20 protein-coding genes are annotated in these 17047 nt (G+C 61.8%); 7 read left to right on the plus strand and 13 right to left on the minus strand.

Annotated features, from left to right (window positions below; genetic code table 11):
• Positions 1-181 precede the first annotated feature (181 nt).
• Positions 182-751: a pseudouridine synthase gene (locus tag IOD17_RS03600; protein WP_233684504.1), complete on the plus strand. Its 570-nt coding sequence runs from the start codon at positions 182-184 to the stop codon at positions 749-751.
• Here the strand turns inward: IOD17_RS03600 and IOD17_RS03605 are convergent, their stop codons facing one another.
• The 6 genes from IOD17_RS03605 to IOD17_RS03630 all read right to left on the minus strand — a co-directional run bounded on the left by IOD17_RS03605 (position 752) and on the right by IOD17_RS03630 (position 4197).
• Complete coding sequence (locus tag IOD17_RS03605) at positions 752-1144, minus strand: globin (RefSeq protein WP_233683729.1); 393 nt, start codon at positions 1142-1144, stop codon at positions 752-754.
• A 70-nt stretch (positions 1145-1214) separates the two neighbouring features.
• On the minus strand, positions 1215-1433 hold the full coding sequence (locus IOD17_RS03610) for a DUF2788 domain-containing protein (protein WP_233683730.1): 219 nt from the start codon (positions 1431-1433) through the stop codon (positions 1215-1217).
• A gap of 139 nt (positions 1434-1572) precedes the next feature.
• Positions 1573-2052, minus strand: a complete 480-nt coding sequence (locus tag IOD17_RS03615) for an Lrp/AsnC family transcriptional regulator (protein WP_233683731.1) — start codon at positions 2050-2052, stop codon at positions 1573-1575.
• Between the two features lie 323 nt (positions 2053-2375).
• Entirely contained in the window at positions 2376-2798 is a 423-nt protein-coding gene (locus tag IOD17_RS03620) for an MAPEG family protein (RefSeq protein ID WP_233683732.1), read from the minus strand.
• Positions 2799-2867: 69 nt separating this feature from the next.
• Complete coding sequence (locus IOD17_RS03625) at positions 2868-3773, minus strand: cation diffusion facilitator family transporter (RefSeq protein WP_233683733.1); 906 nt, start codon at positions 3771-3773, stop codon at positions 2868-2870.
• A gap of 4 nt (positions 3774-3777) precedes the next feature.
• The gene (locus IOD17_RS03630; protein ID WP_233683734.1) at positions 3778-4197 is read right to left on the minus strand and encodes a polyribonucleotide nucleotidyltransferase; all 420 of its coding nucleotides are present in this window, start codon (positions 4195-4197) and stop codon (positions 3778-3780) included.
• Positions 4198-4361: 164 nt separating this feature from the next.
• Between IOD17_RS03630 and hrpB the strand changes: the two genes are divergently transcribed.
• The gene (gene hrpB, locus IOD17_RS03635) at positions 4362-6896 is read left to right on the plus strand and encodes an ATP-dependent helicase HrpB (protein ID WP_233683735.1); all 2535 of its coding nucleotides are present in this window, start codon (positions 4362-4364) and stop codon (positions 6894-6896) included.
• Positions 6897-6899: 3 nt separating this feature from the next.
• Here the strand turns inward: hrpB and IOD17_RS03640 are convergent, their stop codons facing one another.
• Positions 6900-7643 (minus strand): substrate-binding periplasmic protein, encoded by a 744-nt coding sequence (locus IOD17_RS03640; RefSeq protein WP_233683736.1) that lies wholly within the window; start codon positions 7641-7643, stop codon positions 6900-6902.
• 109 nt (positions 7644-7752) lie between these two features.
• Positions 7753-8844 carry an endonuclease/exonuclease/phosphatase family protein gene (locus tag IOD17_RS03645; protein WP_233683737.1) on the minus strand — a complete coding sequence of 364 codons (1092 nt, stop codon included), beginning with the start codon at positions 8842-8844 and terminating at the stop codon, positions 7753-7755.
• A 143-nt stretch (positions 8845-8987) separates the two neighbouring features.
• Between IOD17_RS03645 and IOD17_RS03650 the strand changes: the two genes are divergently transcribed.
• Together IOD17_RS03650 and IOD17_RS03655 are read left to right on the plus strand one after the other, a co-directional pair.
• Positions 8988-9833, plus strand: coding sequence for an SDR family oxidoreductase (locus IOD17_RS03650; protein WP_233683738.1), 846 nt, complete (start codon positions 8988-8990; stop codon positions 9831-9833).
• Positions 9833-10579: a substrate-binding periplasmic protein gene (locus IOD17_RS03655; protein WP_233683739.1), complete on the plus strand. Its 747-nt coding sequence runs from the start codon at positions 9833-9835 to the stop codon at positions 10577-10579. Before IOD17_RS03650 ends, IOD17_RS03655 begins: the two co-directional genes overlap by 1 nt.
• Before the next feature lie 7 nt (positions 10580-10586).
• Here the strand turns inward: IOD17_RS03655 and IOD17_RS03660 are convergent, their stop codons facing one another.
• Genes IOD17_RS03660 through IOD17_RS03670 form a run of 3 tightly spaced genes read right to left on the minus strand, consistent with a single transcriptional unit; the run spans position 10587 to position 12342 of the window.
• Entirely contained in the window at positions 10587-11021 is a 435-nt protein-coding gene (locus tag IOD17_RS03660; RefSeq protein WP_233683740.1) for a VOC family protein, read from the minus strand.
• A gap of 30 nt (positions 11022-11051) precedes the next feature.
• A complete protein-coding gene (locus tag IOD17_RS03665; RefSeq protein ID WP_233683741.1) occupies positions 11052-11714 on the minus strand; it encodes a YciC family protein in 663 nt (220 codons plus the stop codon).
• A 49-nt stretch (positions 11715-11763) separates the two neighbouring features.
• Positions 11764-12342, minus strand: a complete 579-nt coding sequence (locus tag IOD17_RS03670; protein WP_233683742.1) for a cysteine hydrolase family protein — start codon at positions 12340-12342, stop codon at positions 11764-11766.
• 90 nt (positions 12343-12432) lie between these two features.
• On the opposite strand from IOD17_RS03670, the gene IOD17_RS03675 reads away from it, so the two are divergent.
• Positions 12433-12912: an NYN domain-containing protein gene (locus IOD17_RS03675; RefSeq protein WP_233683743.1), complete on the plus strand. Its 480-nt coding sequence runs from the start codon at positions 12433-12435 to the stop codon at positions 12910-12912.
• A 3-nt stretch (positions 12913-12915) separates the two neighbouring features.
• Positions 12916-13536: a PolC-type DNA polymerase III gene (locus IOD17_RS03680; protein ID WP_233683744.1), complete on the plus strand. Its 621-nt coding sequence runs from the start codon at positions 12916-12918 to the stop codon at positions 13534-13536.
• Positions 13537-13616: 80 nt separating this feature from the next.
• Here IOD17_RS03680 and IOD17_RS03685 read toward each other — a convergent pair whose 3' ends face one another.
• Both IOD17_RS03685 and IOD17_RS03690 read right to left on the minus strand, forming a co-directional pair.
• On the minus strand, positions 13617-14582 hold the full coding sequence (locus IOD17_RS03685) for a hypothetical protein (protein ID WP_233683745.1): 966 nt from the start codon (positions 14580-14582) through the stop codon (positions 13617-13619).
• A gap of 134 nt (positions 14583-14716) precedes the next feature.
• Entirely contained in the window at positions 14717-15622 is a 906-nt protein-coding gene (locus tag IOD17_RS03690; protein ID WP_233684505.1) for a GlxA family transcriptional regulator, read from the minus strand.
• Positions 15623-15862: 240 nt separating this feature from the next.
• Here IOD17_RS03690 and IOD17_RS03695 point away from each other — a divergent pair, with 240 nt between their 5' ends.
• Positions 15863-16999 (plus strand): acyl-CoA dehydrogenase family protein, encoded by a 1137-nt coding sequence (locus IOD17_RS03695; protein ID WP_233683746.1) that lies wholly within the window; start codon positions 15863-15865, stop codon positions 16997-16999.
• The last annotated feature ends 48 nt before the right edge of the window (positions 17000-17047 follow it).

Below are 17047 nucleotides of genomic sequence, written 5' to 3' on the forward strand. Positions count from 1 at the left end.
CACAACCCTGCCAGCATAGCCCGCTACGCCGCTGCAGGTTGCGCCGATCACTCAGCCTGATAGTTCAACCGTGGCCTCGGTTACACTGGCCGCCTAGTAACCTGTTGCTGGATCACCTATGTCGCGCCCACCTCGTCCTGCGTCCTCCCGTCCGCACAGCGGTAAACCTGCCGTGCGCCGTGTGGCCAAGGCACCACCTGCCGAGCCGCGTTTGCTGGTGCTGAACAAGCCGTTCGACGTACTTACCCAGTTCAACGACGAGCAAGGTCGCGCCACCCTCAAGGATTTTGTCGATGTGCCTGGCGTTTATCCGGCTGGCCGGCTGGACCGTGACAGCGAGGGCCTGCTGCTGCTGACCAATGATGGCGGTCTGCAGGCGCGTATCGCCGACCCCAAGCACAAACTGGCGAAAACCTATTGGGTGCAGGTGGAGGGCGAGCCGAGCGAGGCGCAGTTGCAGCAGCTGCGCGACGGTGTGCAGTTGAATGACGGCCCGACCCTGCCGGCCGAAGTACGGTTACTGGATGAGCCGCAGCTGTGGGAGCGCAACCCGCCGGTGCGTTTTCGTAAAAGCATCCCGACGGCCTGGCTGGAACTGGTGATTCGTGAGGGGCGCAACCGTCAGGTGCGACGCATGACGGCGGCCGTGGGCCTGCCGACCCTGCGCCTGGTGCGCGTACGTATTGGTCCGTTCAGCCTGGACGGCTTGCAGCCCGGAGAGTGGCGCGAAGTGCCGGCCCGGCTGAGCTGATCAGTAGCCGGCTTTGATCACCGCGATACCTTTTTCCAGTACCTCATTCCAGGCGTTACGGGTTTTGCTGCAGCACTGCTGATCATGCTCGCCGATGGTGCGCAGCAACGCCTGCTGCCACAGCACATACAGCTCTGGGCGAATATCCATGGCCGCACGGGAGTGGCTGCAGCCCAGTGCGCGCAGCTTGGTGTCTGGCATACCGCGGGCATGCATCACCAGGTTGAGAATGCCCTGGCGCAGCAGCAGCTTTTGCCCGTTCATCTCGGTATTAACGAACTTCTCGCGCACCTCGGGTGAGCTGGCGAGGAAGTGGCGGTAGAAACTGTCAAAGAAGTCAGGGCTGGCGCAGCAGCGGCCATAGCTCTGCATCACCAGATCAGCGGGGGACATGAAAACTCCTGGGCAACGACTGAAGACCGCAGGCGAGTGCGGTCAGGAACCACTAGGCGCGCTGGGCTTGTCAGCCGTGGATGTCGCGAGCGGTTTCGATGATGTAGGTGATGATCGGCTTGGCCAGAAAAGCGAACAGGCACAGGCCCAGGGTGAGGAACAGAATGGCAGTGCCCATGCGGCCGGCTTTGGACTTCTTGGCCAGGTCCCAGATGATGAAGAACATGAACAGAATCAGCCCGCCCACCAGGGCGTACATCATCAGCGATTCAAATTGTTCGGTTTCCATTCGGGCCTCGTGAACCTGCAGGTGCTCGGCTGGGTGCCGAAAATCGATGCGAAGGCGGGCGCGGTGATGCTCGCCAGAGGGCAGCGATTATACGCGCCGAGGGCGGCCCTGCCAGCCGCGTGTGGCGAGGGTGCGGCGATCAGCCGCGCAGGTGCTGCAAGGGCAGCTGTGTAGTGGAGAGAATCTGCTGCAGAACGAAGCTGGAGCGCACGCTGGATACGCCTTCGATGCGGGTCAGGGTGCCCAGCAGCAGCTTCTGGTAGTGATCCATGTCCGGCACCACCACCTTGAGTTGATAGTCGGCGTCCATCCCGGTCACCAGGCAGCATTCGAGCACTTCTGGGCATTTGCGGATTTCGGCCTGGAAGTGCTCGAAGCGTTCAGGAGTGTGCCGGTCCATGCCGATCAGCACATAGGCGGTCAGCGTCAGACCGAGCTGCTTGCGGTCAAGCAAGGCGACCTGGCCGAGGATGTAGCCATCGTCCTGCAACTGCTTGACCCGCCGCGAACAAGGCGAGGGCGACAGGCCGATGCGCTCGGCCAGGTCCTGGTTGGACAAGGTGGCATCGCGCTGCAATTCGGCGAGGATATTCAGGTCGTAGCGATCAAGTCTGTTCATCTTTGCCATGCTTTTGTTTTTTGATTGCTGATAATCATGCGCTTGTGGTGATTAATTGCGCAAGTGATGGCTATATCAGCAATGTTCGCAATCTTTCACTGCGCCATCAGGCGTAAGCTTTACCTCAACTTCAAGGCCCGGACGACACGTCCAGCCGCTTCGCCCAATCAGGTGAGCGGTCGCCGCCGATCCCACCGGATCGGCACGGCACCCGGGTCCGAACTGCCCAACCAGGCAGGCGAAGAAAAGGCGTTACCATCGCCACAATGACGGACACGCAAAAAAGGGAGGCCTCGGCCTCCCTTTTTGTTGCTTGGGATTAATCAGCCCGCCAGGCCGGCGAACTGCAGCAGCCACCAGGCGAGAATCGCCAGTTGTACGAAGAACGCGGCAAAGCGCAGCCAGACAAACAGCGGGCTGGTGCTGATCAGATGCATCAGGCTCTGGAACAGGCGCGCACCGAGCAACAGTAGGGCCAGCGGCTCGGTGATGTCGGTCTGCGCGCTGGCCATGGCATAAAGCAGCAGTGCGGCCTGTAGCGGCAGGTTCTCCAGGCAGTTGGCGTGGGTGCGAACCAGGCGTTGGCCAAAGTTGCTGGGGGTGTTGCTGCCATCAGGGTTGAAGGCATTGACGGCCATCTTGCCGCTGAGCACCAGCAAGCCGCGCTGGTTGACCAGTAGAACAATCAGCAGCAGGGCCCAGGCGACCAGGCCAAGCAGGGCCGTGGCGGTTGCAGTCAGGGTCATGGGTTCGCTCCTTGGTTTTCTTGTTGTGGGGTGGGGCGAAAGCAGTCTACGGGTTTTAGAGTATTTGCTCTAGTCGGGTGCCTGCGCAGTACCTGGAGGGCTGACCACACTGCCAGGGTCGGCATGCACCAGCACTTCGGCGCGTGGGTAGTGCTCGTGAATCGCTTTCTCCACTGCCACGCAGTGGTTGTGCGCTTCCGATAAACTCATTTCGCCGGGCAGTTCCAAATGCAGCTGGACGAACCAGCGTGTGCCGGAGATGCGTGTGCGCAGGTCGTGGGAGCCGAGCACACCGGGTACGGCGTTGGCCAGTTCATACATGTGCTGCGAGGTTTCGCTGGGCAGTTCCTCGTCCATCAGTACGGCGATCGAGCCGCGCACGATGCTGATGGCGCTCCAGAAAATGTAGAAAGCGATGCCGATGGCGAAGATCGCGTCCATCTGCTGCCAGCCGAAGCGGGTCAGTAGCAGCGCGAGAAGGATGCTGCTGTTGAGCAGGATGTCGGAGCGGTAGTGCAACGAGTCGGCATGGATGGCGGTAGAACCGGTTTCGCGTACCACCTTGCGTTGAAAGGTCAGCAGGGCGATGGTCAATGCCAGCGACAGCAACATGACCGCGATACCCACGCCTTCGGCTTCCAGCGGTTGCGGCGTTTGCAGGCGCTCGATGCCCTGCAGGCCGATGAGCACGGCGCTGACACCGATGAACAGCGCCTGGCCCAACCCTGCCAGGGCTTCGGCCTTGCCGTGGCCATAGCGGTGATCATCGTCCGCCGGGCGCAGGGCGAAGTGCACCGCGATCAGGTTGATCAGCGAGGCGGCGCTATCGAGCAGCGAGTCGGTAAGCCCGGCCAGCAAGCTGACCGAGCCGCTCAACCACCAGGCAAGTGCCTTGGCCAGCACCAGAGTCAAGGCTACCGCCAGCGCTGCCTGAGTGGCCAGGCGCATCAGCCTGGCGTGGTGAGGGTTGGCCATGGATTCAGGCGGCCGGACGCAGGCCGTAGGCTGCCAGTTGCTCAACGCTGCCGCTGTGCTGGATCAGGCGCGGGTCATCCAGCGGCAGGCTGTGGCCGGTTTGTACCTCGATCAGCGTCTTGAGCTTGCCCGCGTCGATCTTGCCGTCGGCATCCACCACGTTCTGCAGGTCTTGTGGATCCACCTGGGAGGTCAGGCCGCCGGGCAGGTAGATTGCGCCACTGGCGAAGTCGATGCCGAAGGCAATCAGCCCAGGGATGACATAAAACAGAATGCCGATGGCGTTGAGCCCAGCGACCACAGGGTCGATGCGGCCTTCGATCTGGCCACGGCGGTCTGGGAAGAACAGGGTGCCGCAGGCGCTCAGTTGGGTAAGCAGAGTGGCGACGAGAAGGCCACCGATAACGCGGGTTTGGGTGCGCATTGAACATCTCCATGGAAAAAGTGGCGCAACTATACCAATGCCTGTATTGCAATGCCGCTGCGTCAGGCGCTGCCGACGCGATCACGCGTCGTGGCCTGAGCCTCAGACAGCGGCAATGGCCCAGCGGTTCGCGGTTATAATCGTGGCCCTTGAATGGAGCCTGCATGAATTCCCTGCCAATCGATGTGCTGCTGCCTGAGCTGTGTCAGGCGCTTGCCCTGCGTGACGAAGCGGTGCTGGAAGCGCCGCCCGGTGCCGGCAAGACCACCCGTGTGCCACTGGCATTGCTGAGCCAATCCTGGCTGGCCGGGCAGACCATCATCATGCTCGAGCCTCGGCGCTTGGCGGCGCGGGCGGCGGCCGAGCGGCTGGCCAGTGAGCTGGGCGAGGCCGTGGGGGAAACGGTCGGCTATCGCATCCGTCTGGACAGCAAGGTCGGCCCGCGTACCCGTATCGAGGTGGTCACCGAAGGCATTCTGGCCCGGCGTCTGCAGGACGATCCGGCGCTGGAAGGTGTCGGCCTGGTGATTTTTGATGAGTTTCACGAGCGCAGTCTGGACGCTGATCTTGCGCTGGCGTTGACCCTTAATGGTCGGGCGATGTTTCGCAGTGCGGACGCCGGCGAGCTGCCGCTGAAGGTGTTGCTGATGTCGGCGACCCTGGAAGGCGAGCGGCTGGCGGGCCTGCTCGACAATGCCCCGGTGCTGCGCAGTGAAGGGCGCATGTTCCCGGTGGATATCCGCTGGGGCGCACCCTGGCAGGTGGGCGAGTGGGTCGAGCCGAAAGTGCTGCAGGCCATTCAGCACGCGCTGGCCGATGAGCCGGGCAGTCTGCTGGTGTTTCTCCCGGGGCAGGCGGAGATTCGTCGCGTCAATGAACAGCTGGCCGAGGCGCTGGCTGGGCGTCGCGATGTGCTGTTGTGTCCGCTGCATGGCGATCTGGACCTCAGTGCTCAACGCATGGCTATCGAGCCCGCTCCATCGGGGCAGCGCAAGGTGGTGTTGGCCACCAATATCGCCGAAACCAGCCTGACCATCGACGGCGTGCGGGTGGTGATCGATGCCGGTCTGGCGCGCGTACCGCGCTTTGATCCGAACAGCGGCATGACCCGTCTGGACACCCAGCGTATTTCCCGCGCCTCGGCCACCCAGCGTGGTGGGCGCGCCGGGCGTTTGCAGCCGGGCGTTTGCTATCGGTTGTGGTCACAGGCGCAGCATGAGCAATTGGCTGCTTACGGTACGGCGGAAATACTTCAGGCCGACCTTGCCGGGTTGGCGCTGCAACTGGTGCGTTGGGGGGTACAACCGGCCGAGTTGGTTTGGCTGGATCCGCCACCGGCAGCCGCTTATGCCCAGGCGCTGGAGTTGCTGGCGCGGCTGGGCGCGGTGGATGCTCAGGGCAAACTGACCGCTCATGGCCAGGCCATGGCCGAATTGCCGACGCACCCGCGTATTGCTCATCTGCTGCTGCGCGGCCAGGAACTGGGCTTGGGTGCACTCGCTTGCGATTTGGCCGCCTTGCTCGGTGAACGTGACATTCTGCGGGGGGCAGGGGCTGATCTGCACAGCCGCTTGGCTCTGCTTGCGGGTGAGTCGCGGGCCGCCCGTGGTGCCCAAGGCGGTGTACAGCGTGCCCGGCAACTGGCCCGGCAGTTTCAGGGTTACCTCAAACGCAAGCCCAGCCCGCAGGCAGTCAGTGATCCTGAGCATCCGCGCTGGCTGGGCGCCTTGCTGGCGTTTGCCTACCCCGATCGGATTGCCCAGCAGCGCCGCGAAGGCGGCGCGGAATACCGCCTGGCCAATGGCCGTGCCGCGTTGTTTGCTGAAGCCGATGGTCTGATGAAATACGCCTGGCTGGTGGTGGCGGACCTGGGCAGCCGTCAGGGGCAGCGAGAGGAACGCATCTACCTGGCGGCCGAGCTGGAGCCGCAACTGTTCGACACGGTGTTGGCTGAGCAGGTCAGCACGTTGGAGGTGCTGGACTGGGATGAGCGTGAGGGCGCCTTGCGTGCCGAGCGTCAGCGCAAGGTCGGTGAGCTGGTGCTGGCGCGCGAAGCCTTGACCGGGCTGGACGCTCAGCAGCGCAGCCGGGCCATGCTCGGCCTGGTGCGGCGCAAAGGCCTGGCACTGCTGCCCTGGACCCCGGAGCTGCGTCAGTGGCAGGCGCGTGTCGGCCTGATGCGGGGGTTGGAATTGGCCGTTGCAGGAGCCAGCGAGTGGCCGGACGTCAGTGATGCGGCCTTGCTGGCGACGCTGGAAAGCTGGCTGCAGCCCTATCTGGATAACGTTACCCGGCTCAGTCACTTCGCCAGCCTGGACCTCTCCAGCATCCTCCACAGCCTGCTGCCCTGGCCGCTGCCACAGCGCCTGGATGAACTGGCCCCGCGCAGCCTGGCGGTGCCTTCCGGCTCGCGCATCAGTCTGGACTACAGCGAGCAACCGCCGGTATTGGCCGTGCGCCTGCAGGAGCTGTTCGGCCTGGCCGAGACACCACGCATTGCCGGTGGGCGGCAGGTGGTCAAGCTGCACCTGCTGTCGCCAGCGCGGCGGCCTGTGCAGGTGACTCAGGATTTGGCCAATTTCTGGCGCAGCACCTATGCCGAGGTGAAGAAGGACCTCAAGGGGCGCTATCCCAAACACTACTGGCCGGATGATCCGCTGATCGCCGAGCCCACGGCGCGGGCCAAACCGCGCAAGTAGGCCTTAAGGCAGGCGCAGGTCTTCGCCGGCTGCTTGCAGTTCGGCGTAGGCGCGATCCAGCGCATCGCGCAGGGCTTCTGCGCCGGGCGCATGGCTGGAGACGATCAGCTTCAAGGGGATGCGTTGCAGCTGAACAAACGGCAGTTCGGACATGCCCAGGCGCTTGCGCGCCTGTTCCACGGGCGTCTGGTAGTCGAGGAGGAAATCGCCACGGCGGCGCTGCAGCATTTCCAATGCGGCGGTATGGGTGCCGGTACGGTGCTGCTGCACGGCCAGTTGCGGGTCGTCGAGCATCTGATTGATCGACTGCCAGTAGGTGTAACCGCTGATCATGATCACCCCACGGCCCTTGAGGTCCTCGGGCAGGCGCGGCATCAGGGTATCGCGGCGGAAATACAGGTTGAGGACGATTTCGCCCAGCAGGGTACGGGTTTCCAGGGTGTGCTCGCGCAGCTCCGCCTTGCCGGGGGCGCCGGGCCAGACCTGGACGCTGCCATCTTGCAGGGCGTTGTACAGTCGGGCGCTGGGGTAGGAACGCAGCTGGGCGCGGTAGCCGGCATGTTCCAGCAGGCGTTTGCTCAGTTGCAGGATGGCCCCGCGCGGTTGGCCCTGGCTGTTGGTGTAGGAGTAGGGCGGAAACTCGTAATAGCCCACCTGCACCAGAGGGCGAGTGGCGGCAGGGGTGGCAGCGTGGCTGAACCCGCAATAGAAGGCTGCGAGCAGCACTAAGCAGAGAGATCGTGGCATCAAATGGGTACGTACTGCGGCTATCTGCCGTCTTTTAGTTATAAAACCGTCATATTTCCTGAGCATGGCTAAATGCCAGCAAGTTTGTCCAGTCCATTACTGAAAAAGCTTAGTCGACAGTGGGTAAAAGCAGGCGGGTAAGCACGGGCAGGTGGTCGGAAATTCCCAGGGTGTCGTGCTGGCGCACCTGGGCCTCGAGTTGTATTAGCTGTGGGCTGTGGAACAGGTAATCGAGGGTTCGATCCGGGCCGCTGACGCTGGGGTCATTGGGGTAGTGGGTATACCAGCGCGCTTGCTCGGGGCCGCTGGCCTGTTCCAGGCTGGGCACCATCGGGTAGCGCTCGGCCAGTTGTTGCAGTTCGCTGGCAGGGCTGTACCAGCTGCGCTGGCTTGCCGGCAGGCGCTGGTACTGGCCGGGCGGGAGCAGGTTGAAATCACCGCCCAGTACCCAGGGCGTGCCGTCGGCCTGGAGCTGATCAAGCAGGCTGGTGGTCATGGCGACCTGGCGCTGCATGGTGTCGTTGCCCTGGGCGAAGGCATCCAGGTGGGTGTTGATGGCCGCCAGTTCACCACCGCCACGGATGGGCAGGTGGCTGACCAGCAAGGCACGCTTGAGGTTGAACTGCCGGCTGATCGGGTCGGCAGGCATCAGTGGCAGTTGCAGGCGTTCGGCGCGGCTGATCTGAAAGCGGCTGAGGGTGCCCAGTTGCATGCCGACGCTGCCGAGAATCTGCGGGTGTGGGACAAACGCGGCTTTCCAGTAATAGGCCTGAGTGCTGCAAGGGTAGAGGTCGTTCAGGCGCTCGTGCAGCAGTGCCAGCTGGTTCTGGTAGTCGCTGGCCTTGGCGCCGTTGTGCACTTCCTGCAACAGGACAATATCCGGCTGCTCAGCGCGCAGGATGCGCACTACTTCATCCAGGTTGAAAGCCAGGTCTTCGGCGCTGGGGCGCTGGTCGGGGCCGCTGCCGTCGGCCAGGTCGTACCAGAACACATAGCGTTTGCCGGCCAGGTACTGGACGTTCCAGCTCATCACCTTCAGGGCCTGGCCAGGCTGCAAGGTGGGCGCGCTGGTCTGGCAACTTACGGTGGCGGCTTCGCGCGCAGCGGGGTGCCAGGTGAGGCTGTAGACCAGGGCCGCCAACACGCACAGCAGGCTGGCCAGGCTAAGCAGAAACAGGCGCAGAAATCGGGGTAGGGGCATAAAGGGCGTGGCCGCAGGCTGGACTATGCTGAGGGAGCATACCGGAGATGCGCTGTGCTGCCGATGTGTCGTTGGGCCTGTTGCGATGCTCGCCATAACAGGTTGTAGTAACCGCTATGTCGTAACGGGGTCGGGGGCAGTTTATGTACCGCAAGGTGTTCGCCAACAAGGTGTTTGATCGCAAGGTGGTGCTGATCACCGGTGGTTGTGCCGGTATCGGTCGCGCCCTAGCCATGCGTCTGGCTCAGGCTGGGGCGCGCCTGGTGATTTTCGATCTGCAGCAGCAGGCGCTCGACAGCCTGGTGCAGCACCTGGCCGACCACCACAACGCCGAGGCCCTCGGCGTGCTCTGCGATGTGGCGGATGCAACGTCTGTGGAGCGAGCGATGGCGCTGACCATCGAGCGTTTCGGCGGCATCGATGTGCTGGTCAACAACGCCGGAATTACTCACCGCAGCAGCTTTGCCGACACCGAATTAGCCGTGTTCCAGCGGATCATGGCGGTCAACTATTTTGGCGCGCTGCACTGCACCAAGGCGGCGCTGCCCAGCCTTATCGCCCGAAGCGGGCAGATCATCGTACTCAGCTCGCTGTCAGGCTTCGCCCCGCTGCTTTATCGCAGCGCCTACAACTCCAGCAAGCATGCCCTGCATGGGCTGTTTGAAACCCTGCGCTACGAGCTGAAAGGCTCCGGGGTCAATGTGATGCTGGTGTGTCCTGGTTTTACCGCCACCGATCTGCGCAAGAACGCCCTGGTTGGCGATGGCTCGGTGGCGGCGCAACCACCACTGGCGATGGGCAAGGTGGCCTCGCCGCAGGATGTCGCCGAGGCCATTTATCAGGGGGCGCTGAAACGCCGGCGCCTGCTGGTGCTGTCCAACGTGGACTGGCGCGCACGGGTGCTGGCGCGCTTCTTTCCGCGGGTGTTCGAGCGCGTGCTGTTGCCGCGTTTGTCCGGTCTCAAGCCGCAGCGTGGCGGGCCGTTCTGATGCGCGTGTTCTGGTTTGCACTGCTGGTGCTGCTGGGTGCGCCGTTGCACGCCGAAGAGACGCCGCCATTACTGGTGATGACGGATGTCTGGCCACCGTTTCGCATGCAATCGGCCGATGGCGCGCTGCAGGGGTTGGGTATCGACCTGCTGAATCAACTCAGTGCTCGCACCGGGCTGCGCTTCGAAGTGCAGCGCGCACCCTGGGCGCGTGGGCTGGCGGCGCTGCAGAATGGCAAGGCCGATCTGATGACCGGGTTGGCGAAAACCCCGGAACGTGAGGCTTACATCAATTACCTCACCCAGCCCTACTATGCCTGTGCACCCCGTTTCTATGCCGCGCCTGCCCAGGCCAAGGCATTGCATAGCTACGCCCAGTTGGCCGGGCTGACCATTGGCCACGTGCTGGAGTCCGCCTATTTCGAACCCTTCGATTCGGATACGCAGCTGCGTAAGACAGCAGTCAACACCGAGAGCCAGTTGCTGGAAATGCTGAGTCGCGGACGGTTACAGGCGGTGATCGGTACGGACTGTCAGGTCGACTACGAGTTGCGCGATGCCCGCTGGAAGGGGCTGATTGCCAAGGCGGCCTTTCGCCCTGAGGCGCGCACGGATCTGTATATCGGCTTCTCTCGCCAGCGTGATTTGCGGGCGCAGTATCAGCAGATCAGCCAGGCGCTTGCCCAGTTAAAGGCCGAAGGCTGGATCACCCAGGCGGCGCAGCGCTATCAGTCAGGTACGCCCTGACCGCACCTTAGTGTTCGTGCGGTTCGATATACAGCTCGTAGACCATTTCCAGGTCCCAGAACGTCGCCTCGATCTTGTGTCCGTCCAGGTCGCGGACAAAGCAGCCGTAGTAAGGCTCGCCATATTCGGCGCGCGGGCCGGGCGCACCTTCGTCACGGGCACCGGCTTCCAGGGCGGCCTGGTAAAAGTCATGCACGGCGGCTTTATTGGGCGCGACAAAGCCGAAGTGGCAGCCATTGCCGATACTCGCTGGCTGGCCATTGATCGGCGTTTGCACCCAGAACTCCGGGTACTCGCGGCCATAGGCAACCGCGCCGGGATGGGCGAGTACGCGCTTGCAGCCGAGGGTGGCGAGCACCTGGTCGTAAAAGGCCGTGGCCTTTTCGAATTGATTGGTGCCGATGGAAATGTGCGAAAGGATGCTGGGGTTGGCGTCAGCCATAAGACCGTCCTCCTTGGTTGGTGCTGGCGCTCACTCGACGTCGGGCTGGGTGCTACGCAGCATAAATAGACGAAACAGCACTACGCTGGAGAATAGCTGGAGAAAGCGGTTCGTGCAGTCCATCAACAGGCTGAGCAGGCTGTCATCAGCCAGGCTTGCCTGGGTCTGGCTCCAGGCATCCAGCAGCCACAGTGGCAGCATCACAATCAGCACGCAGCCGAGTATGGGCCAGAAGTAACCGGTGCTCATGGCAAAGCTTTCCTGCAGGGCTTTCAGCGGGGGCATACCGCGCAGCACCAGCAGGTACTCGGCAAACGCCAGTTTGACGATCAGCCAGATGCCCGGCAGGACATACAGTGAAGCGCCCAGCAGGATGGCCAGGGTCATGATGGCCGCGAGCAGGGCGAAACGCGGCCATAAACGCAGCGCCGCAGCCAACAGGTCACGCACAGGTGGTTGCAGGCCGTTGCTGCGTGCATCCAGAAACAGAATGAGCGCTGCGCTGTACAGCGGATAGAACAACAGTCCTGCCAGTAGCCGCCAGGAGTCCGCTGACTGTGCTGGTGCCAGGCTACTGACCTGCTGCAGAAACAATCCTTCAAGCACGATCAGTGGCAGACACAGACGGGTGATTGCCAGCAGGTTGTGGCTGAAGAAGTACCAGGAGTCACGCAGGACGGAGAACATATGCATGGCGGATTTTTCGGGGTTGAATGCAGGAGCGCACTCTAGCTGATCTGAATTAGCGCCCCAATAACGAATCAAGCAGCGCTTCGGTTTCCAGTACGTCAGCATACTCGTCGCGCAGATTAGCCATGGCCATGGCGTGAACGTCAGAGGCGCTGCGCAGGTGTCCGTGATAGTCGGTTTTGTCGAAGGTGTAGCACGCATCTGCTACGACTTGCGTCATAAACCCCAGGCAGCTGGCGCTGCGGGCCGTTGCTTCAACCGAGTTTTCACTGGCGACACCCACTATGACCAGGCGGCGAATAGTACGGGCATGTAACCAGCGTTCTAGGCCGCTATGGGCGAAGGCATCGGTTACGTTTTTCTCGAATACCTGCTCGTTAGCCCGTGGCGCCAATACCGGCTGGAAGAGCGCGCCACTTTGCCCTGGAGCAAATACCGAGTCGGCCTGGCGGGACATATGGCGGATATGCACCAGCGGCAGGTCTGCACTGCGCCAGTATTCGAGCAATTGAGCAATCTGCGTTTCAGCCTGCGGGTTGTTACGCGGTGTGCTGACGCGTTGGATGCCTTGCTGCATATCGATGATCAGCAGCGCGGGTGTTGCGATTCTATTGACTGGGAGTGGATGCATTTCGACCGTCCGTGGCTGTGGGCTGGCATACTGCGCGCTGACTTTAACCTGAGGGCTTTCAGCCCGTCAGCCGCATGATGAGGATTCCCGGTGAAGAAGATCGCCGTATTCGCCGATGTACAGAACCTCTATTACACCGTGCGCCAGGCCTATGGGTGTCATTTCAACTATGCCGCGCTGTGGGCCGATATCAGCCAGCATGGGCAGATTGTCGAAGCCTATGCCTATGCGATTGATCGTGGTGATCAGAAACAGCAGCAGTTTCAACAGATCCTGCGCAACCTCGGTTTTACCGTGAAGCTCAAACCCTTTATCCAGCGCAGCGACGGTTCGGCCAAGGGTGACTGGGATGTGGGTATCACCATCGACATCATGGATGCCGCGCCAAGGGTGGATGAAGTGGTGCTGGCCTCCGGTGACGGCGACTTTGACCTGCTGCTGGACAAGATTCGCAGCAGCTACGGCGTTGAGGCCGTGACCTATGGCGTGCCGGGGCTGACGGCGCAATCGCTGGTGCGCGCCGCCAGTCGCTACGTGCCGATCGACGGTGCGCTGTTGCTGAGAAATTGATTGATGCTTGCAGATTCCATCGCCGTACTCGACTTTGAAACCACCGGCATGTCGCCGGCCCAGCAGGCACGTGCCACGGAAATCGGCGTGGTGATCGTCGAGGGCGGGCAGATTGTCGCGCGCTACCAGAGCTTGATGAACAGTGGGGCCTGGGTGCCGCCATTTATCGAACAGCTCACCGGCATCAGCAACGCCATGCTGCGCACCGCTCCGCCTGCTGCGCAGGTGATGCAGGAGGTGGCGGAGTTTGTTGGCAATCGCCCGCTGCTGGCGCATAACGCGAGTTTCGATCAGAAGTTCTGGGACGCCGAACTGGCGCTGATTCGTCGTCAGCGTGTGCAACCGTTTGCCTGTTCCTTGCTGCTGTCACGCAGGCTGCTGCCCATGGCGCCGAGTCATAAACTGGGTAATCTCAACCAATGGATCGGTCTGCCCGATACCGGCAAGGCGCACCGCGCGCTGGCCGATGCGGAGATGGCGGCCAACCTGACCTGCTATATGGCGGCGCTGCTGCGCGAGCGGCACGGCATTACCGAGATTTCACATGAGCTGCTGTGCAATCTGCAGCGGGTGCCGGCGGCGAAGATGTCGCTGGCGTTGCAGAAAATCCGCGAGCAGCGCTGACGGTCCGGAGGGTGGCCGCCAGGGATGGTAGACCATAAAAAAGGCTGTCATCAGGCAGCCTTTTTGCGTTTCAGCAGGGCTTAGTTTTGCGCCAGCTTCTGCTGGTGTTGGGCGAGCATTTTCTGCGCGTGGGCTACTTCCAATGCTTCCATGGCGTTGATTGGTTTGATCGCTACGGCGCGTTTGAGGTGTTGCAGGGCCTTGGCTTGTTCGTCGTCGCCGTACACGTAGGTCAGGGCGTTGGCGTATTCGTAATGGCCGATGGGCAGATCGTCCTGGGCCTGGAAGCTGCGGCTGAAGTACTTCTCCATATTGTCGGCGCTGACGCCGTAGGTCATGCGGCCAACCATCTTGCCGACCTTGCGAATGACCCCAGCCTCATAGCCACCATACAGGGCCAAGGCGAATGGCTGCTGCGGGTGTTTGGCCAGCAGTGCCTTGAGTTCGTTGGGGATCTGCGAGGTGTAGCCGCGCTTGAGCACCACTGGCACTGACAGCTCCTCGCCCAGGCGTGCCTTGGCATAGACGCGGCCGAATTGTGCAGCCACGTCGGCTTGAACCAACTCGCCGGCCTGGTCGGTGTAGGTGATCACTTCTTCCAGCAGGCGGTGCTTCTCTTCCTGCTCTGGCACCAGAAACATGGCGTAAATTACCTGCGCGAACATCGCTGGGATCTGCCCGCCAACCCCAAGGGCCAGGCCCTGTTGTTTGGCCTCGGCAAAGTCGCCGCGAAACACCAGGCGCCAGACGTCCTGCAGTTTGGCGGCGTAGAGTTCGGCTTCCTCGGGTTTGCCGGTAAAGCCAGTATTGGCCAGTACGGTTTTTTCCAATGCCTGCGGGTGAGTGGTGGCCATGGTTACCACCCAGTCGGCGTCGGGGAAGGGGTAGTCGGCGCCGAATCCACGGGTCAGTTGCGGCCAGGCCTGGCGCAGCTTGTCGCCTGAATAGTCGTAGGCGCTTTGGTCGTAGGGGAAGGGTTTCCAGTTGTCGGCAGCGACTGCGCTGAAGCTGCAGGCGGCAAGTAAGGCAATAAGTGTGCGGCGCATGGCGATGACCTGATTGTTGTTGTAGGAGTCCCGCAAGGGATGCGCCGATCATAGAGCGCTACTTCCCGCGCCCCACCCATCCAAGGATGAGTTGCGCGGGTTTTCAGTGTGTCCACTGCCCGCTGTGGCCAGCCTTAAGCATGGCTGTCCTTGTGCTGGAACTGCCGGCGGTACTGGTTGGGTGACAGTTCCGTGTGCTGACGAAACAGGCGCGCGAAGAAGCTGGCATCGTCGTAACCGACTTCGTAGCTGATGGTCTTGATGCTCTTGCGGGTAGCGCTGAGCAGGCCCTTGGCGGTTTCGATGCGCAGGCGCTGCAGGTAGTGCAGCGGTTTATCACCGGTGGCGGTCTGGAAGCGGCGCATAAAGTTGCGGATGCTCATGCCGTGTTCGCGGGCCACATCCTCGAAGCGGAATTTGTCAGCGAAGTGATCTTCCAGCCATTGCTGGATTTGCAGGATGGTCATGTCGTGGTGCAGTTTCTGCCCGCCAAAACCAATGCGCCCTGGGGCGTAGTTGCGCTGCACTTCATAAAGGATATCGCGGGCAACGCCCTGGGCCACGCTGGCACCGCAGAAACGTTCGATCAGGTAGATGTACAGGTCGCAGGCCGAGGTTACGCCGCCTGCGCAGTACAGGTTGTCGGCATCCGACAGGTGCTTTTCCTGATTGAGCAGCACCTTGGGGAAGCGCTCGGAAAATTCGTTGAAGAAGCGCCAATAGGTGGTTGCCTCCTTGCCATCAAGTAGGCCTGCTTGGGCCATCCAGAACACCCCGGTGGCCTCGCCGCAGATCGCACTGCCGGCGGCGTGGCGTTGTTTCAGCCAGCTGAGTACCTGTGGGTGGCGTTGGCACAGGGCGTCGAAGTCATCCCAGAAGGCCGGCAGGATGATCACGTCGGCATCGTCCAGGGCGCCATCGACCGGGATCAGCACATCACTGAAGCTGCGCACCGGCTGCCCGTCGGGGCTGACCAAGTGGATTTCAAAGGTCGGGGTCAGGCCCAGGCCTTGCTGCTTGCCATAGCGCAGGCTGGCCATATGAAAGAAGTCTTTGGCTTGCATCAGGGTCGAGGCAAACACCCCTTCGGTAGCCAGGATGCTGACTCGGTGCAGCGGCGCTGGTGACGGATTCGGCATAGATATTGTTCTTATTAAGGCTAAGTGGTCATGAGCTGGCTGGATCGTCTTATTTTTTGGCGCTTGTGTCCAGTGTGACCAAGCGTTTGCTTGGCTAAAGTCGAGGCCACTTTAAAACCGCCCCATCAAGCAGGTGTTGCCATGATTCCCAGAACGATTTTCAGCTCCGAGCACGAACAGTTTCGCGACAGCGTGCGCAAGTTCCTTGAGCAGGAAGCCGTGCCTTTTCACCATCAGTGGGAGAAGGATGGTCACATCGATCGTGCGCTGTGGAACAAAGCGGGAGAGGCGGGGATGCTCTGCTCGCATATCCCGGAAGAGTACGGCGGTATGTCGGCAGACTTCCTCTATAGCACTGTGGTGATCGAGGAGGTTGGGCGTCTGGGGCTGACCGGCATCGGCTTCTCGTTGCACTCGGACATCGTTGCACCTTACATCCTGCATTACGGCAGCGAAGCGCAGAAGCAGCACTACCTGCCCAAGCTGGTGTCCGGCGAGATGGTCACCGCTATCGCCATGACCGAACCGGGTGCTGGCTCCGACCTGCAGGGGGTGAAAACTACCGCGGTGCTGGATGGCGACGAGTATGTGATCAACGGTTCGAAGACTTTCATCACCAACGGCTTTCTCGCCGACCTAGTGATCGTGGTGGCCAAGACCGATCCGAAAGCCGGGGCTAAAGGTACCAGCCTGTTCCTGGTTGAGGCCAACACCCCTGGTTTCTCCAAGGGCAAGCGTCTGGAAAAAGTCGGCATGAAGGCTCAGGACACCTCCGAGCTGTTCTTCCAGGACGTGCGCGTGCCCAAGGAAAACCTGCTGGGTCAGGCCGGTATGGGCTTCGCCTATCTGATGCAGGAGCTGCCGCAGGAGCGTTTGACTGTAGGGATCGGCGCTCTGGCGTCAGCCGAGGCGGCGCTCAAGTGGACGCTTGAATACACCCGCGAGCGCAAGGCCTTCGGCAAGGCAATTGGTGACTTTCAGAACACTCGTTTCAAATTGGCCGAGATGGCCACAGAGATTCAGGTTGGTCGAGTGTTTGTCGATCGCTGCCTGGAGTTGCACCTGAATAAGAAGCTGGATGTGCCGACTGCCGCCATGCTCAAGTACTGGGGGACAGACCTGCAGTGCAAGGTGCTGGATGAGTGTGTGCAGCTGCACGGTGGCTACGGCTATATGTGGGAATACCCGGTGGCGCGTGCCTGGGCCGATGCGCGGGTGCAGCGCATTTACGCTGGTACCAACGAGATCATGAAAGAGATCATCGCCCGCTCGCTGTGATCAAGAGCTGAATAAAAAGCCCGGCTATTGCTGGGCTTTTTTATGTCG

Source organism: Pseudomonas anguilliseptica (genome assembly GCF_021375795.1).
Classification (GTDB): domain Bacteria; phylum Pseudomonadota; class Gammaproteobacteria; order Pseudomonadales; family Pseudomonadaceae; genus Aquipseudomonas; species Aquipseudomonas anguilliseptica_A.

Coding starts and splice junctions, on each gene's coding strand:
- IOD17_RS03670 (WP_233683742.1), bottom strand. CDS start 12,342: ATGCATCCACTCCCAGTCAATAGAATCGCAACACCCGCGCTGCTGATC.
- IOD17_RS03610 (WP_233683730.1), bottom strand. CDS start 1,433: ATGGAAACCGAACAATTTGAATCGCTGATGATGTACGCCCTGGTGGGC.
- IOD17_RS03665 (WP_233683741.1), bottom strand. CDS start 11,714: ATGCATATGTTCTCCGTCCTGCGTGACTCCTGGTACTTCTTCAGCCAC.
- IOD17_RS03660 (WP_233683740.1), bottom strand. CDS start 11,021: ATGGCTGACGCCAACCCCAGCATCCTTTCGCACATTTCCATCGGCACC.
- hrpB (WP_233683735.1), top strand. CDS start 4,362: ATGAATTCCCTGCCAATCGATGTGCTGCTGCCTGAGCTGTGTCAGGCG.
- IOD17_RS03690 (WP_233684505.1), bottom strand. CDS start 15,622: ATGGCCAGCCTGCGCTATGGCAAGCAGCAAGGCCTGGGCCTGACCCCG.
- IOD17_RS03630 (WP_233683734.1), bottom strand. CDS start 4,197: ATGCGCACCCAAACCCGCGTTATCGGTGGCCTTCTCGTCGCCACTCTG.
- IOD17_RS03695 (WP_233683746.1), top strand. CDS start 15,863: ATGATTCCCAGAACGATTTTCAGCTCCGAGCACGAACAGTTTCGCGAC.
- IOD17_RS03655 (WP_233683739.1), top strand. CDS start 9,833: ATGCGCGTGTTCTGGTTTGCACTGCTGGTGCTGCTGGGTGCGCCGTTG.
- IOD17_RS03685 (WP_233683745.1), bottom strand. CDS start 14,582: ATGCGCCGCACACTTATTGCCTTACTTGCCGCCTGCAGCTTCAGCGCA.
- IOD17_RS03620 (WP_233683732.1), bottom strand. CDS start 2,798: ATGACCCTGACTGCAACCGCCACGGCCCTGCTTGGCCTGGTCGCCTGG.
- IOD17_RS03645 (WP_233683737.1), bottom strand. CDS start 8,844: ATGCCCCTACCCCGATTTCTGCGCCTGTTTCTGCTTAGCCTGGCCAGC.
- IOD17_RS03605 (WP_233683729.1), bottom strand. CDS start 1,144: ATGTCCCCCGCTGATCTGGTGATGCAGAGCTATGGCCGCTGCTGCGCC.
- IOD17_RS03640 (WP_233683736.1), bottom strand. CDS start 7,643: ATGCCACGATCTCTCTGCTTAGTGCTGCTCGCAGCCTTCTATTGCGGG.
- IOD17_RS03680 (WP_233683744.1), top strand. CDS start 12,916: ATGCTTGCAGATTCCATCGCCGTACTCGACTTTGAAACCACCGGCATG.
- IOD17_RS03650 (WP_233683738.1), top strand. CDS start 8,988: ATGTACCGCAAGGTGTTCGCCAACAAGGTGTTTGATCGCAAGGTGGTG.
- IOD17_RS03615 (WP_233683731.1), bottom strand. CDS start 2,052: ATGAACAGACTTGATCGCTACGACCTGAATATCCTCGCCGAATTGCAG.
- IOD17_RS03625 (WP_233683733.1), bottom strand. CDS start 3,773: ATGGCCAACCCTCACCACGCCAGGCTGATGCGCCTGGCCACTCAGGCA.